General features: G+C 57.4%; 10 protein-coding genes. 3 read left to right on the top strand and 7 right to left on the bottom strand.

Annotated elements, in window-relative coordinates:
• Positions 1-257 precede the first annotated feature (257 nt).
• The 3 genes from dinB to aspT all read right to left on the bottom strand — a co-directional run bounded on the left by dinB (position 258) and on the right by aspT (position 5,067).
• The gene (gene dinB, locus K7A42_RS25705; RefSeq protein ID WP_282456128.1) at positions 258-1,355 is read right to left on the bottom strand and encodes a DNA polymerase IV; all 1,098 of its coding nucleotides are present in this window, start codon (positions 1,353-1,355) and stop codon (positions 258-260) included.
• A gap of 418 nt (positions 1,356-1,773) precedes the next feature.
• Positions 1,774-3,363 carry a bifunctional aspartate transaminase/aspartate 4-decarboxylase gene (locus K7A42_RS25700; RefSeq protein WP_282456127.1) on the bottom strand — a complete coding sequence of 530 codons (1,590 nt, stop codon included), beginning with the start codon at positions 3,361-3,363 and terminating at the stop codon, positions 1,774-1,776.
• A gap of 18 nt (positions 3,364-3,381) precedes the next feature.
• Entirely contained in the window at positions 3,382-5,067 is a 1,686-nt protein-coding gene (gene aspT, locus K7A42_RS25695; RefSeq protein WP_282456126.1) for an aspartate-alanine antiporter, read from the bottom strand.
• Positions 5,068-5,750: 683 nt separating this feature from the next.
• Between aspT and K7A42_RS25690 the strand changes: the two genes are divergently transcribed.
• A complete protein-coding gene (locus K7A42_RS25690) occupies positions 5,751-7,625 on the top strand; it encodes a methyl-accepting chemotaxis protein (protein ID WP_282456125.1) in 1,875 nt (624 codons plus the stop codon).
• A 148-nt stretch (positions 7,626-7,773) separates the two neighbouring features.
• Here K7A42_RS25690 and K7A42_RS25685 read toward each other — a convergent pair whose 3' ends face one another.
• A complete protein-coding gene (locus K7A42_RS25685; RefSeq protein WP_282456124.1) occupies positions 7,774-8,856 on the bottom strand; it encodes an aldo/keto reductase in 1,083 nt (360 codons plus the stop codon).
• 30 nt (positions 8,857-8,886) lie between these two features.
• On the bottom strand, positions 8,887-9,879 hold the full coding sequence (locus K7A42_RS25680; RefSeq protein ID WP_282456123.1) for an MBL fold metallo-hydrolase: 993 nt from the start codon (positions 9,877-9,879) through the stop codon (positions 8,887-8,889).
• Positions 9,880-10,037: 158 nt separating this feature from the next.
• On the opposite strand from K7A42_RS25680, the gene K7A42_RS25675 reads away from it, so the two are divergent.
• Positions 10,038-10,964: a LysR family transcriptional regulator gene (locus K7A42_RS25675; protein ID WP_022563132.1), complete on the top strand. Its 927-nt coding sequence runs from the start codon at positions 10,038-10,040 to the stop codon at positions 10,962-10,964.
• Positions 10,965-11,035: 71 nt separating this feature from the next.
• On the opposite strand, the gene K7A42_RS25670 is transcribed toward K7A42_RS25675, so the two are convergent.
• Together K7A42_RS25670 and K7A42_RS25665 are read right to left on the bottom strand one after the other, a co-directional pair.
• The gene (locus K7A42_RS25670; protein WP_282456122.1) at positions 11,036-11,692 is read right to left on the bottom strand and encodes a nucleotidyltransferase family protein; all 657 of its coding nucleotides are present in this window, start codon (positions 11,690-11,692) and stop codon (positions 11,036-11,038) included.
• A 366-nt stretch (positions 11,693-12,058) separates the two neighbouring features.
• Positions 12,059-12,802, bottom strand: a complete 744-nt coding sequence (locus K7A42_RS25665) for an AraC family transcriptional regulator (RefSeq protein WP_035208665.1) — start codon at positions 12,800-12,802, stop codon at positions 12,059-12,061.
• A gap of 308 nt (positions 12,803-13,110) precedes the next feature.
• Here K7A42_RS25665 and leuA point away from each other — a divergent pair, with 308 nt between their 5' ends.
• The gene (gene leuA / locus K7A42_RS25660; RefSeq protein ID WP_282456121.1) at positions 13,111-14,781 is read left to right on the top strand and encodes a 2-isopropylmalate synthase; all 1,671 of its coding nucleotides are present in this window, start codon (positions 13,111-13,113) and stop codon (positions 14,779-14,781) included.
• Positions 14,782-15,002: the final 221 nt, after the last annotated feature.

Below are 15,002 nucleotides of genomic sequence, written 5' to 3'. Positions count from 1 at the left end.
TGCTGCTCGTCGCGACGTTCGCGACATCATCGGAAGGCTGATGAACATCAGTGGCGTGGTGACGACCGCCCGGCGTCCGGTCGCCATCAGCGGCCGCCTCGGCGCTCCGGGGGCGATCGATCAGGGTCGCCGCTCCGAGGACTCTCGGATACTGCTCTTTCCTCGCTTTGCCTGCGGAGGCAGCGACGCGATCAAGCCGACCCAGCTGACGCGCCCGTCGCCTAAATCAACTCAGGCCCCGAAGCACATTCTTCTGATCAAAAACCCAGGCCCAGCTGCGATTGGTCCTCGTATTCAGCCTCTTTGTCATTGGTGAGCGACGACAGCGTTACCCCAAGGAGCCGGACCGGCCGTTTGAATGGATAGACACCGGCCAACAGGGTATTGGCCGCGTCTAGAATGTCTTCTGCGTTCGAATAGGGGATGGCAGTTGTCCTGCTCCGCGTCGCCTGGGTGAAGTCGGAATATTTGATTTTCACGGTCACCGTCTTGCCGCTGAAACCCTTGGCCTCGCAATAGGACCAAACCTTTTTCGCAAGTGGCCGGAGTTCCCTGGTTGCGAGCTCGAGGTCATCGATGTCCGCGGTAAATGTATCTTCCGCGCCGACCGACTTACGCACGCGGTCCGGTCTGACCTGCCGCTCATCGATGCCCCGGGCAATGCCATAGAAATACGGACCGGACTTCCCGAAATGCTCAACCAGAAAAGGCAAGGATTTTGCTTTCAGATCCGCTCCGGTCTCGATACCAAGCCGGTGCATCTTTTCCGCCGTAGCCGGGCCGACGCCATGGAATTTCTTGACTGCGAGCTGTTCGACAAAGGCCGGACCGTTCTTCGGCGTAATCACCGCCTGACCGTTCGGCTTGTTCAGATCGGACGCCATTTTGGCCAGGAACTTGTTATAGGAGATGCCGGCCGAAGCATTCAGCCCGGTCACCGCCTTGATCCGGGCGCGGATTTCCAGAGCGATTTCAGTGGCAATTGGCATATCCTTGAGATTTTCGGTGACGTCGAGATAGGCCTCGTCGAGCGACAGAGGTTCAATGAGCGGCGTATATTCCGCAAAAATCTCGCGTATCTGCTGTGAGACGGCGCGGTAGACTTCAAATCGTGGTTTCACGAAGATCAAATCCGCGCATTTTCGAGCCGCCGTGACCGACGGCATTGCCGAGCGCACCCCAAATTCCCGTGCCTCGTAACTTGCTGCTGCAACGACGCCACGGGCAGCCGCTCCGCCAACAGCGAGGGGTTTGCCACGCAGTTCAGGATTGTCGCGCTGCTCAACCGAAGCGTAGAAGGCATCCATGTCGACATGGATGATTTTTCTGACGGCTGAGGCGGTGGTGAGGTCCATTGCAACCAAGTTGGCTGGGAGAAACGAAACAAGAACATAACAGCTTGCGACGTGACATCCAAGTCACCATTCGCAGTTCGGCTCATAATGGTGTTGCCGGAACGGAAGCGACGTCGTCTGATTACAATGGGTTTCAGAACCCATACATTGCCGAAATCGGTCACGGCGGCATTCCAGGAGGCGCGGACAAATTTGCGAGGATCGTGTGCCGTGCAATTCACTCTCCTTATGGCGTGTCAATGCTGTGAGGTTAAGATTCAGTTTGGCGGCGTGCCTATGAACCTGTTCATGATCACGATTGGCACGACATAGACGTTGTCCACCATGAGGATCTGCGAGAGCACTCTTATACTCTCTTGATCATCAGGGTGGTCGGCGACTGAGGCGTCCCGCCATCTGGACGATGGCAGGAAGCGCGTTATCGATGCGTTTGCTGGAATTTCGCGTAGTACTCGTCAGCCATCTTACGGAGCGATCGGCCAATCGCCGCGTACTCGTACTCGTTGAGGTTGGCAAGCGACGCCCGACCAGAAGGGTGCTGGGTTCCAAAGCCGCGTCCCGGCAGCAAAACGATTCCGGTCTCATCGGCAATTCTGAACAGCAACTCGTTCGGCGAAAATTCGTGTCTGACCCATGCTGCGAACTCGTCGCCAAAAAGCCGGCGGGAAATCTTCTCAAGATCCAGCAAGGTATAATAATCGACCGAATTTTCGTCGTCGGGAGTGTCCAGGCCGAGCTCAGCATACAGGGCTGCCTGTCTACGCCGGATAAGTCGCTTCAGTGTTTTCTTGTAGTTGTCGTTTTCGTCCATAAGCGCGAATAACGAAAACAGCACCGTTTGGACCTGCTGAGGCGTTGAGAGCCCTGCGGTGTGATTGAGCGCCACGGTACGGCTGTCAGCAACCAAGCGGTCGATAAACCTCAATGCCGAAACGTCTGTGACAATCGATGAATACCGCCTGTCGAGCGACGCTTTGTCTTCCTCCGGCAAGTTCCTGATCGCTTGATCGATCACGTTGTCCCGTCTTAATGCGATGGTTCCCAGCCGCCAACCCGTAGCTCCGAAGTATTTCGAGTAAGAGTAGACCAGGATCGTGTTTTTTGGGCAGACGGAGAACAGCGATTTGAAGTCGTCCGCGAAAGTCCCGTAGACGTCGTCGGTTAGTATCATCAAGTCTTGCCGATGATTGTCGACGATGTCGGCGATCTTTTCCAGGCTCCGTTGATCGAGCTTTACCGATGGAGGGTTGCTTGGGTTGATGCAGAAAAAGATCTTGATCGAGGGGTCTTTAAGTTTTTCGAGTTCGGAGTCCGGATATTGCCAGCCAGCCTCTGGGTCCGCACTGATCGAAACCTCTTCAAGCCCGTATGCGTCCAGTTGTGGAATCTCGATATACGGCGTGAACACAGGCATACCGATAGCCACCTTGTCCGATTTTTTGATCAGACGGTTTTTCTGCAGCGTGTCAAAAACATACGTCATTGCTGCCGTTCCGCCCTCAGTAGCAAAAACGTCTATGTCCTGGGGCGATATTTGCCCGCCGATCATCTCTTTCGCTAAATACTGACGGACAATCTGTTCACTGACACGCAGCATGCGCGGCGGAACAGGATAGTTGCAGCCCAATATGCCTTCCACCATCTCGTGGAGGAAATCGGAAGCGGAAAGTCCGAGCTGGTCACGCACGTAACTTATGGCGCGACCAAGAAATACGACGCCTTCCTGGTCTCGATTGTCTGAGACGAAGCGTTCGAATCGCGCTTCGATGCCTTCTATGCGCGGTAAGCCACCTAGGTGCTGCTCCATGTAGGAGTATGAGAGCTCTGATTCCGCAACAGCGAATAGGCCGAGCCTGAAAAAGCCTCGCCGGGGCAGGGTTGCCAGAAAATTCGGGTTACCGCGTCCCGCGTTCAGCATTTGTTTTTCTTTTTTCGTGGACGCCAGTTTGATGAGCTCGTCTTTGAGTTCGAAGGGGCTGAGTTTTGCGAACTGACTGTAATCGTTCATACTTCTCTCTCCTGTCTGTTAAACGAGTGCCACCACGAGTGGGCCCAGCAACGTCAGGAAAACGTTGGCAAGTGCATACGTTATGGCAAAAGGGGTCGTGGGAATGGAGTTTCCGGCTTTATCGAGGATTTCTCCGAAGGCGGGATTGGCGCTTCGAGATCCACTCAGAGCACCAGCGAAAACCGCGACGTTGTCGTACTTCAGAAGGTAGCGACCGACGAGCATTGTTATCAACAGCGGGAGCACCGTGACGACGACGCCTATTGCAAATATCGAAAGACCACTTTCGGCGACGGTATGTACCGCTTGTTGACCTGACTGTAGGCCGACCACGGCCACGAACCCTGCCAAACCGAGATCTCTCAGGAGAGTTGATGCGGGTGTTGGCATGTTGCCAAGCGTCATATTGCGGCTGCGATACCAGCCAAATACGAGACCGGCGAGCAAAGCCCCGCCGCCCGCGCCAAGCGTCAGCGGGACTGAACCGATCCTCAACACGAGAAGACCAACCAGCAGGCCGACGGCCACACCAAACCCGTGGTATACGAAGTCTGTCTTGTCACTGGGAGTTATGACGCTGCCAACTCTGTTCGAGAGGCGCTGTAAATCCTCCTGTACTCCGTGCACGGTCACTATGTCGCCGGCACGTATAACGGTATCGTTGGTCAATTCCAGTTTCACACCGGCCCGAGTTACCTGGATCACGTAGATCCCATGGCGCAGGTCTTTGCTTCGCTCCAATATCCGGGCGACGGTTTGGTCGGCGAAGTCCCTGTCTTTTACGACGATGTCGCGCGTTGTGACCACGAGTTCCAGGCCTTCCGCCGCGGCCACCTCCCTGCCGATCAGGTTTTCAAGACCGACGACGCCCGCACGACGTCCGACTATCAGCACGAGATCACCGTTCTGCAGACGAAGCTCGGGTTCAACGCCAACCAGAGCGCTGCCGCGTTTCACGCGTTCGATCGTGATGGGCCCTTTTGTGGACAGTGCTTCCAATTCGGCAATGCTTTTCCCAGCCGCACCCTCGACCCTGAATATCCGTCCGACGAGGTCCGGAAGGGCAGGTGCTTCACCGACGCCATATACTCGGGCGCCCTTGAGCATCTCTGCTTCCGCTTTCACGGCGTCATCCCGTATCCCCCGTTTCATGAACCAGGGAAGAATATTCACGCAGACGATGATTGCTCCAAAAGAACCAAATATGTAGGTGACCGCGTAACCGATCGCGACGTTCGCCTGGAGCCTCTGCGTCTCATCGGCGGCAAGGCCAAGTTTTTCAATAGCGGAGCTCGCCGTTCCGATAATGGCCGATTGTGTCAGTCCCCCGGCGGCAATCCCCGCGGCGATGCCCTTATCAAGGCCTGTCAACTTTGCGAGCACGACCACGGTGGCAAGACCGCTGATCGCAAGAACCGCAGCCAAGACGATCTCTCGTATAGATTGTTTTCCCAAGGAGCGGAAAAACTGCGGCCCGCTTTCAAAACCGACCGCGTATATGAAGAGGGCAAAGAGAACGGATTTGATCCCATTGTCGATTTGAACTCCCACCTGGCTTAGCACGACCGCTACGAGAAGGGAGCCCGCGACGCCTCCGAGCTGAAACCTGCCGAACTGGACCTTTCCGATCCAATAGCCAAAAGCCAGGGATAAAAAGAGCGCGATTTCAGGGGATTGGCGGAAAATTTCGGCAACGAACGACATTCGACATCCTCTCAAGATGTGTAATCAAGCGTACAAACCGGCCGGGCTAGAGCTACGCGCATGACGAGCAAATTGTCTAGGGAATGCCCTGCAAAAATCCCCTTCAGGAAGATCGTGGTTACCAAAACATGACGGCTAAGCGGTCTGTGCTACCAAATGCAGCGATCGAGGCACAGGAAAACGTATCAGTAAGTATTTTAGCAACCAAAAGTTCCATGGCCTGTTCGTTTCGCGAAGCGATTAAACAACATCGTCGACTGATCGCGAGCGAAGAGACTGACCTGAAATGGCGTGAGCCTCTTGGAGCGGCAGTCATTTTTTGAGATGCGAAACGAAGCAACCAAGGCCCTTAAAAGTAAGCCGAGACAAGTCGGCACCCCGTCGGAACCACGCAACTGGCCCAGTGGCCAAAATCGCGGCTTTGAAAGGGCTCTTCTTTTCCACGATCGAAGTTTAAAGGCGGCCGGCTTTCACATTGCCGGTAGAATTTTGAGTGAAGGTTTGTATCACGCGCAGTCCATAGAATATTTGCGCCGACAGCTCTAATTAAAGATCGGACAGCGCGAATGTTATTGTTCCATCCGAGACATCAGATCTCTCGGAGACACCGTAGATAATTGTTGTGACAGATAATTAAGAATAACGGCGTATTATTTTCCAAGGCCGAACTTGGGAACAGTGTCATGGCATCCATTCAGCAGAAGATCATCTTTGCGGGCGTGGCAATATTTGCAATAGCCGGGGGCACCGCCGGGGTGGGGATATGGTCGGCATCGACGCTGACGCACAACTCTGAAAACGTAACCCGATCGGCTCAGGTCCTTCGCAACCATATGCAGGCGGACATGATGCATGACGCCCTGCGCGCAGATGTGTTTGCGTCTCTCCTTGCTTCCAATCCAGCGGCCGGCGTCGCATTCGACAGCGTCAAGGCCGATCTTTCAGAACACGTTGCGTCATTTCTCAAAATGATTGCCGCCAACAAAGCGCTTGCAACGGATGCGGCCACCCAGACGGTACTCGCCGGGGTCGAGAAACCCTTGCTCGCCTACATTGATAGTGCGAACAAGATCGTCGGTACGGCAGAAAAGAATCCGATCGTCGCCCTGGCGGCATTGCCCGATTTTATGAAGCAGTTCTCAGCCTTGGAAACCGCCATGGAGGAGACAGGCGACCAGATAGAGCAAGTGTCGGAATCTATCTCCGCCGAAAGCGCCCAGACAGCCGCTGCCATGCAGGATGTGCTGCAAGCTCTTCTCGGTCTGGCAGGATTGTTTTCGATCTTGCTCTTTGTCCTGTTCCGCCGCACCGTGAGCAAACCCATCCTCGCGCTCTCTGCCGACATGACAAGGCTGGCTGAGGGTGAGACCAACATCACCTGCGCGGGTACCGGACGGAAAGACGAGATCGGGACGATGGCGGCGGCTGTGGAGGTCTTCCGCAAGGCGGCAATCGTCAACAGGCAGCTGGAGGAGGATGCGGAGCGTGCACGTGGGCAAGCCGAAGCTGACAGGCTCGAGGCGCAGCAGCAGGCTGAGGCCGATGCCGCAGAACGGCTGCAGGTGGCGGTATCCGGTCTTGCCAATGGTCTCAAAAGACTGTCCTCCGGTGACCTTTCCTTCCAGCTCGATGAGCCTTTCGCTCCGGATTTCGAAGCCCTCAGGCATGACTTCAACACGTCACTGAAGCAACTGGGTAGGACGCTGAGCGCGATTTCCGAGAGCATTACGGTCATCGACAACGGCACGCGGGAGATCGCATCCGGTGCCAGCGACCTCTCGCGTCGAACGGAGCAGCAGGCTGCCTCGCTGGAGGAAACTGCTGCTGCCCTAGATGAGATCACCGCCAATGTGACCAATGCCAGCAGACGGACAGAGGAGGCACGCGGGGCGGCGACGGAGGCCGATCAGAGCGCCTCCCGCTCGGCTGCTGTGGTCAGCCAGGCTGAGGAAGCCATGCAGCGCATCGAGAATTCCGCGCAGCAGATTTCCAATATTATCGGCGTGATCGATGAGATCGCCTTCCAGACGAATCTCCTTGCGCTCAATGCCGGCGTGGAAGCTGCCCGGGCCGGCGACGCCGGCAAGGGTTTTGCGGTCGTTGCACAGGAGGTGCGCGAGCTGGCGCAACGTTCCGCGACGGCGGCAAAGGAGATCAAGACATTGATCAATACCTCCACCGCCGAGGTCGACGGCGGCGTGAAGCTTGTGCGCGAGACTGGTGTGGCACTCAAGGAAATCGGTGAGCGCATCTCCGGCATCAACCGGCATATGGAAGCCATCGCGACGGCGGCCCGGGAACAGTCGACCGGTCTTTCCGAAGTCAATGGGGCGGTCAATACGATGGACCAGACGACGCAGCAGAACGCGGCGATGGTCGAGCAGTCAACGGCGGCATCCGCTGCGCTCGCGACCGAGGCGAGAAAGCTGCGGGAGCTCGTCTCGCAGTTCCACCTGGAGGCGGCCGGCTCCGTTACCTCTGCAGCGCTTCGACAAACCGCCCGCGCCATGGCAGAGCCAGCAGCTCGCGTTGTGCCCGTCGTGGCAGCCTTTAGGTGACTCTTTTACGGTCTTTTGGGGCATCCTAACTCAAGCGCAAGCGATATATCGGCAGGCTGGTCGAAACCATCCGGCCCGCCGAATGCCAAAAACTATCTCGAGAATACAGGGTGAGGCGAAATACTCTAAGGCGAGCTGGCCGCGTATTTTACCGCAGGCGCTGCGCCGCATTGGCCTGCGCCTCGCGGATGAGGCCGGAATACATATTCTCCTTGCCCGGGTACCATGGCATCGTGCCGATGGAGCCGAACCCGGAAATTGTTTCCATATGCGCGACCATCCGGGCACGCATGCGCTCGTCCGGAAGCGGGCCTGTCATCGCCTGGACATTGTCACTCATATGGTCAGGGTTTGACGTACCGCAGAGCACGCTCGTAACGGCGGGGTGTGCCATGACCCATTTCAGAAAGAACTGCGCCCAGCTGGTCGCTCCAAACTCGGTTGCGAATCCGGGAAGCGGTTGCCCCTCGACGACCTTCATCAAACGTGCCTTTTCCAGCGGTAGATTAATGAGGACGCCAACGCCCTTGTCGGCGGCGGCTGGAAGGAGGCGTCGCTCCGCATCGCGATTGAAGATCGAGTAGTTCGTCTGAATGAAATCGACATCGTCGCGTTGAACAATCGCCAGCAGCTGGTCCTGTGCCGCCGACTCGTGATGGGTCACGCCGACATGCCGTATAAGACCTTCCTTCTTCCATGCCTTCATCAGCGGAATAACGACCGGCGCATTGGTGATGCTGTGGCATTGCATCAGGTTGATCGTGTCACGCCATGTCCGCATGCGTGACTGCCGAAAGCTTTCAACGGAATGGCTTTCGTCTCCGAGATATTCTCCTGTCGACCAGACCTTGTTGGCGAGGAACATCTCATCCGATCCCTCAAATTCGCCCATGAACTGACCGACGCTGACCTCCGCCGAGCCGTAGAGAGGCGATGTGTCGACCACGCGACCGCCTGCGGCGACGTATCGCTCAAAGACCTGTCGCAGGGCATCGCGGCGATCCCCGGGCTTTAGATCAAATGTCAGAAAGGTGCCGAGACCGAGGGCTGTGACCCGTTCCCCGGTGCGAGGCAAGGTCCGGGTCAGCACCTCCGGGTTCGAGGCAGATGCGGCCGACGACACGTTCGTGCCTTGAGCCTGCGCGGTAGTGCTGCTGGCGAGTGCAAGTCCGGTTGCCGCCGCACCCACCGTGCCGAGAAAGCCGCGACGATTGATCTTTGACTGATCCATGGGAGATTTCCTGCTCGATTGTTGTTGACGTCAAAACTGCCAGTTGGCGGGGACCCAGGCATAGCCGCCATCGGTCTTCAGCATCCGGCCAAGACCGGGGAAAGGATAATGAAAGCCAAGAACCGGCATACGCTCGGCGGCCGCCCTGTCAAATATGCGACGACGGGAGGAAAGGGCTGTTTCCTTATCGCGGTCGGGGCCTGGTACCCAAGGCCTGTCGACGTTGACGACAGGGTGATAGGCAAGGTCTGCCGTCAGCAGCAGCTGGTCATTTCCGGAATGAACTAGGAAGGTCGCCATGCCGGGTGTGTGGCCAGACGCGACGATCGTCGCCAGACCCGGCGCAATCTCGGTGCCGGCCTCATATAGTTCAACATCGTTCCTGAAGGGTTCGAGGCTATTCTTGATGTTTGCCGCAAATCGTGTCCGGAAATCCTCCGGGACAGGCATGTAGGATAGGTCCGGATCGGTACGGACAAAGAAGTCCCAATCCGCCCTCGGGACAAAGACTGTGGCACGAGGGAAGGCCTTGCCACCGTCTGCAGTTCTTAAGTTGCCGACATGATCCGGGTGGGTATGCGAGATGACGATCACATCAATGTCAGCGGCATCGAGACCGATTGCCGCGAGGTTATCGAAGATGCGGCCACCGTTCGGACCCATGGTCTTGCCAGCGCCGGCTTCGATCAGAATCCGCCGGCCACCGGTTTCGATCAGCAGCGTGTTGAGATTGAGTGTCATGTGGTCGGTCGGCAGAAATGCCTGTCGCAGCACATCCTGAAGCTCGGCCTCCGGGGCATCACTGGCGTAAATGCGTGGCGGACCACCAATCACCCCATCGCTCAAGACGGTTGCGCTGATCTCTCCCACCCGAAAGCGATAATGACCGGCATTGCCGGCCGCCGCTGAAGCTGTCTGGGCGCGGGCGTTGCCCGGGCCGCCCAGGCTTGGGAGGATCATGCTTGACGCGCCTGCAACCGCGGACAGCATGATAGCACGTCTGTTCAGAGTGAAGGCGTTCATCTTTCTTTCCTCTTTCATTGAGCGCACTGCCTCGGTTTGCCCCTCAAATGGGGCAGAGGTGCACCAGAGCGCAGGCCTTAACTCAGGGAACCATGACATGGCGCCATTGATCTGATAACCTGCATTAACTTTATCAACTTGATTAGAAAAACTTAGCAATGGACCCTGTTCGGCTAGACAGCTTCGACGTGTTTGTCGCCATCGTGCGCTGCGGCGGCTTCCGAGCCGCGGCATTTGAACGGGGGGTTTCTTCATCGGCCTTGAGCCAAACGATGAATGCTCTGGAGGAAGCTCTGGGCATCCGGCTTCTTAATCGAACAACGAGGAGCGTGTCTCCGACCGAGGCAGGGCAGCGTCTTCTCGAGCGTCTTGCACCTGCGTTGAGCGACATCAGGCTCGCCATCGCAGAGGTCGATGAATTACGCGATAGCCCGTCGGGGACCCTCAGGATCAACGCGCCTGCGCCTGCAGTCGATCACTTCCTCTGCCCACTGGTCTTCGATTTTATGGAGGTATACCGCGAGGTGAAGATCGAAATTATCAGCGACGCGGCCGTCATAGACATCGTGGAACAGGGTTTCGATGCCGGTGTCAGGTTCGGCAAGCAACTGGCGCAGGATATGATCGCTCTGCCGCTTGGTCCTGCACTTCGTTATGCAATCGTTGCTTCTCCTGATTACATCGAGAGGTGCGGGCAACCACAGACGCCGCACGAACTTGTCAGTCATGACTGTGTCAAACGCCGCTTTCCCGGCGGCACGCTGGTCACCTGGCGATTTGCCGAGGGCGACGAGGAAATTGAAGTCACCCCAACCGGCCGCCTGACGGTCAGTTCGGCGCACAATGAACTACAGGCAGCACTTGCGGGAAGAGGTATCGCCCATGTCTTTGATGACTACGCCAAGCCCTACCTTCAGGATGGTCGACTGGTGGAGTTACTCCCCGACTGGAGCCCGACCCTGCCCCACTGGTTCCTGTATTATCCCAGCCGCCGCCTTCCGAGCGCGGCGATGCGTGCGTTCCTCGACTATATGAAGAACTATAAATGGGAGAAGGCGAGATCTTCAATCTACAGGGCTTCGTAAGGGTCCCTGACATTGCACTGATGAACAACGAGCGACGGGTCTTGCTACGCTGACCGACGATGGCGCTGGGACTAACCTTTCAGCGTTCCGCCCGCGGCGTGTATCGCATCGGGCGTGTCTACGTCGAGCAACGCACCTTCTCCGATCTCCACATAAATGATGGGTAGGCCGGATGTTTCTATGATCCGACGAGCCCCAACATCGCCTTCGAGGTGGGTGACGGCCTCAAACAGCGATTTAGGAAGTATTACGGGATTCCCCGGCTTCCCGTTTCCCGTCGCACGTACAACCGCTTCACCATCGGTCGTTCGAAAAGCCGCAATGAGCCGATCGAGATCGCCGCTTGCCAAGCCCGGCATGTCGGCAAGCTGGACCAGAACTGCATCCGCTCCCCGAGCATGGCAGTATGAGACCCCCGCCGCAATCGACGTCGCCATGCCGCGGCCGTATAGCAGGTTTTCGAGACACTCGACTCCCAGGCCATCAAGCGCAGCTTCGATTTCAAGCCGGCGGTGCCCCGTTACCACGACCACACTGTCGGCAGTCGACCCGAGCGCGACCTGCGCAGAACGTCGTACGAGAGCAACGCCGTCAAATTCCGCAAGCAACTTGGATGCACCTGTCTCTCCCATGCGACTGGAACGCCCTGCGGCAAGCAGGATAACGAAAACACGGGGCCCGACGGGGCGTTCTTTGGGCGGCCGATCATTGTCGTCTCTGTTGGACACAGTCTTCCTCCCATGGTTTGCGGGCTTCCCATGAGCCTCTGTGACGAGGCGCTGCTGGAACCTGCAATATCCTATGGACGTGATCAATGGCTGGATTCCGCGGGTAGCGAAAGTCGTGCATCTCGTCGCTCAGCAACCGTTCGGTCTGTCGGTTTAACCTCGCGGGCTTGGCGGACCCGTTACGGCGTTCAAGTTGTTGACTGGCGGTGGCGATGCGGTTTGCACAGGGGTGGACGGATCAGCGCGACAAGCCGAATTCAACCTCATGCGGGATTGACTGCAACTGAATTGCGGAGGCTTGATCGTCTGGCATGTAAACGCGCAGTCGATGCGCTAAACGAGGTGATGACCAGAATCCGGGCTGGCTTAAAAATAAGTGCTGGGCGGGCACCCGAGTGATCGGCGAAACACGGCAGAAAAGGCGCTTGGGCTATTGTAGCCACACTCAAGGGCGACATCGAGGACGCTTCTGCCTTCTGCCAGCATCGTCAAGGCATCGAGCATCCGGGCCTGTTGGCGCCATTGCCCGAAACTCATGCCGGTTTCACGCCTGAATGTCCGCATAAAGGTGGCTCTGCTCATGTGAAGCCTGGTCGCGGCATCTTCGATGGAGAGATTTTCCGCCAAATTGGTACGGAACTGCTCGCACATTTGCGCCAAGCCGGAATGCTTCGGTATCGGCAGGTTGAGCGGCTGCGCTGGCTGAAAGGAAAGTTCCATCAGAAGCAGCCTGACGACGGCGTCCGCTTGCTCCCGACTTTGTGGCTTCTCAGCAAGCTCGGCAAGTTTCAGAATCAATTCCCGCAAAAGAGGGGTGATCGTCACCACAAGGCATTCGTCGGGAAGCCCCCCTATTTCGCTTGTGTCAATCAGAAGTGACCGGAACTGCACGCCTGCATGGCTCGACGTTTCGTGCGCCAGCTTGGGCGGTAGCCAGACCGCCCGGCTTGGCGGAACGACCCAGGTGCCCCGATCCGTCCTGATCGATACAACCCCGCTGACGGCATATAGAAGCTGAGCCTCTTCGTGACTGTGCCTCGGCCCCGAAAAGCGGTTTTCGTCGTGGGTGATGACGGCGATCTCGTTGGTAATGTTTATGCCGCTTTTCAAAACTGATCCTTTTGCGACGATCGATGATCATCCGGCGTTAGAATATCAGCTTCGCGCTAACTACGGTAGGCCATCTAACAGCAGAGAGTTTTCGCCAGGTGACCGACCGCAACCGCCTTATTGACTGCATCGAAGAGCCGTATCCTGCGGCGCTCGGCGTGGCCGTTGGACACGCGGCCCCAGCGTTTGCCTGTTTGATGGTTTGCGTTGTGCTGCGACTTACCGGCGATCGCCGGGCCTGACGGCTTCCCGGCGATCGTAATGGCCGTGTCGAATCCTTCACAAAACGCATCGCAACGGATCGCGCCATGTTGACCAATCCTGAAATCAAATACCGCCCTTTCGTCTCTCCCATCGAGCTGCAAGATCGCAAGTGGCCGTCCAACCGGCTCACGAAAGCGCCCCGCTGGTTGTCCACCGATCTGCGCGACGGCAATCAAGCGCTTGCCGATCCGATGGATGTGGAACGCAAGCTACGCTTTTACGACATGCTGCTCGCCGTAGGCTTCAAGGAAATTGAGATCGCCTTTCCATCGGCGTCACAGACCGAATTCGACTTTGTCCGTGCGCTGATCGAAGAAGATCGGATTCCCGACGACGTAACGATTCAGGTGCTTACCCAATCCCGTAAAGATCTTATTGTCCGCACCTTCGAAGCGCTTGAGGGCACGCGCCGGGCGATCGTTCACCTCTATAACGCAACGGCTCCGCTGTTCCGCCGCGTGGTCTTCGGCATGGAGCGGCATCAGATCATCGATCTGGCCGTCACCGGCGTCACGGCGATGCTGGAGGAAAGCCTGAAGCGACTCGACACCCACTGGACCTTTCAGTATTCGCCCGAAACCTTCTGCTTCACCGAGCCTGATTTTGCGCTTGAGATTTGTGAACGGGTGTTGGACGTTTGGCAGCCGACCTCCGAACGTCCAGCGATCCTCAACCTGCCGGCAACGGTCGAAGTCGCGACACCCAACGTTTATGCAGACCAGATCGAGTGGTTCGGCCGCAACATCTCGCGCCGTGATGCGGTGGTTATCAGCGTGCATCCTCACAATGATAGGGGAACGGCCGTGGCGGCGGCCGAGCAGGCGTTACTTGCCGGGGCCGACCGTGTCGAGGGATGCCTGTTCGGGAATGGCGAGCGGACCGGCAATGTGGACCTGGTGACGCTGGCGATGAATTTCTACACCCAAGGGATCGATCCAAAACTCTATTTTCCCGCGATCCGCGATGTTGTGAATACCGTTGAGCATTGCAACGGACTGCCGGTGCACCCGCGCCATCCCTATGCCGGCGAACTGGTGCACACGGCCTTCTCGGGCTCGCACCAGGACGCGATCCGGAAAGGGTTCGCGGCCCACAGAAAACGCAATGACGGTATCTGGGAAATGCCCTATCTGCCAGTTGATCCGGCGGACATAGGCGAGACATACGAGGCAGTCATCCGCGTCAACAGCCAGTCCGGCAAAGGAGGTATTGCCTGGGTGATTGAACAGGACAAGGGTTTGAAACTGCCGCGCTCCCTTCAGATCGATCTCAGCCGCCGTGTGCAGGAGTTCGCTGAGAGCACCGGCAGGGAAATCACGGCCGCTATGATCTGGTCGATCTTCGAAGATGCTTACCATCTAACCGGGCCGCAGCCGTTTGAACTGGTTGATTATCAGGATGAAAGCCGTCGGAGCGCCGGGAAGGAACGCGTTTTTGTCGGGCGCATCCGTCACAGAGGTCGTGTGATTGCGATCACAGGCCGTGGGAATGGCCTGATCTCCAGTGCGGTCTCGGCGCTGGAGGAGGGCTGTGGGGTGACGTTGGAAGTCCTCGACTATCACGAACATTCTCTGAAACGCGGCGCGAATTCCCAAGCGGTCGCCTACCTGGAATGCCGCACTCGTGATGGCGTCACGGTTTTCGGGATCGGCATCGACGATGACATCGCCACGGCTTCGGTCAAGGCCGTCCTCAGCGCAGCCAACAACGGCTAACCTCTCGCTATGACTGCCGCGTGATCCGCGCAGGAACAAACGAATGCCGTAGGTCATGCCCGGAGCGCTAAGGAGGCCGCCAGAGCGGCCAACTCGACGGTATGCAAACCGCAAAAACCATAGGCGAAGGGTAATGCCGGTGGTCTCTGCGCTCTTTGCCGATGGGCAGGGCTTACTGCCCATCCAGGCAGACAGATTTTGTGGACCGTTTACCGACATTG

Origin of the sequence: Agrobacterium sp. InxBP2 (assembly GCF_026191755.1) — a bacterium.
In the GTDB taxonomy this organism is placed as follows: Bacteria; Pseudomonadota; Alphaproteobacteria; order Rhizobiales; family Rhizobiaceae; genus Agrobacterium; species Agrobacterium pusense.
Note: the sequence above shows the minus strand (reverse complement) of the source record. Positions and strands in the feature narration are given on the sequence as shown.

Bases quoted from the DNA above. Each gene is read 5' to 3' on its own strand.
- dinB (WP_282456128.1), bottom strand. From the start codon at position 1,355: ATGGACCTCACCACCGCCTCAGCCGTCAGAAAAATCATCCATGTCGAC.
- K7A42_RS25700 (WP_282456127.1), bottom strand. From the start codon at position 3,363: ATGAACGATTACAGTCAGTTCGCAAAACTCAGCCCCTTCGAACTCAAA.
- aspT (WP_282456126.1), bottom strand. From the start codon at position 5,067: ATGTCGTTCGTTGCCGAAATTTTCCGCCAATCCCCTGAAATCGCGCTC.
- K7A42_RS25690 (WP_282456125.1), top strand. From the start codon at position 5,751: ATGGCATCCATTCAGCAGAAGATCATCTTTGCGGGCGTGGCAATATTT.
- K7A42_RS25685 (WP_282456124.1), bottom strand. From the start codon at position 8,856: ATGGATCAGTCAAAGATCAATCGTCGCGGCTTTCTCGGCACGGTGGGT.
- K7A42_RS25680 (WP_282456123.1), bottom strand. From the start codon at position 9,879: ATGAACGCCTTCACTCTGAACAGACGTGCTATCATGCTGTCCGCGGTT.
- K7A42_RS25675 (WP_022563132.1), top strand. From the start codon at position 10,038: ATGGACCCTGTTCGGCTAGACAGCTTCGACGTGTTTGTCGCCATCGTG.
- leuA (WP_282456121.1), top strand. From the start codon at position 13,111: ATGTTGACCAATCCTGAAATCAAATACCGCCCTTTCGTCTCTCCCATC.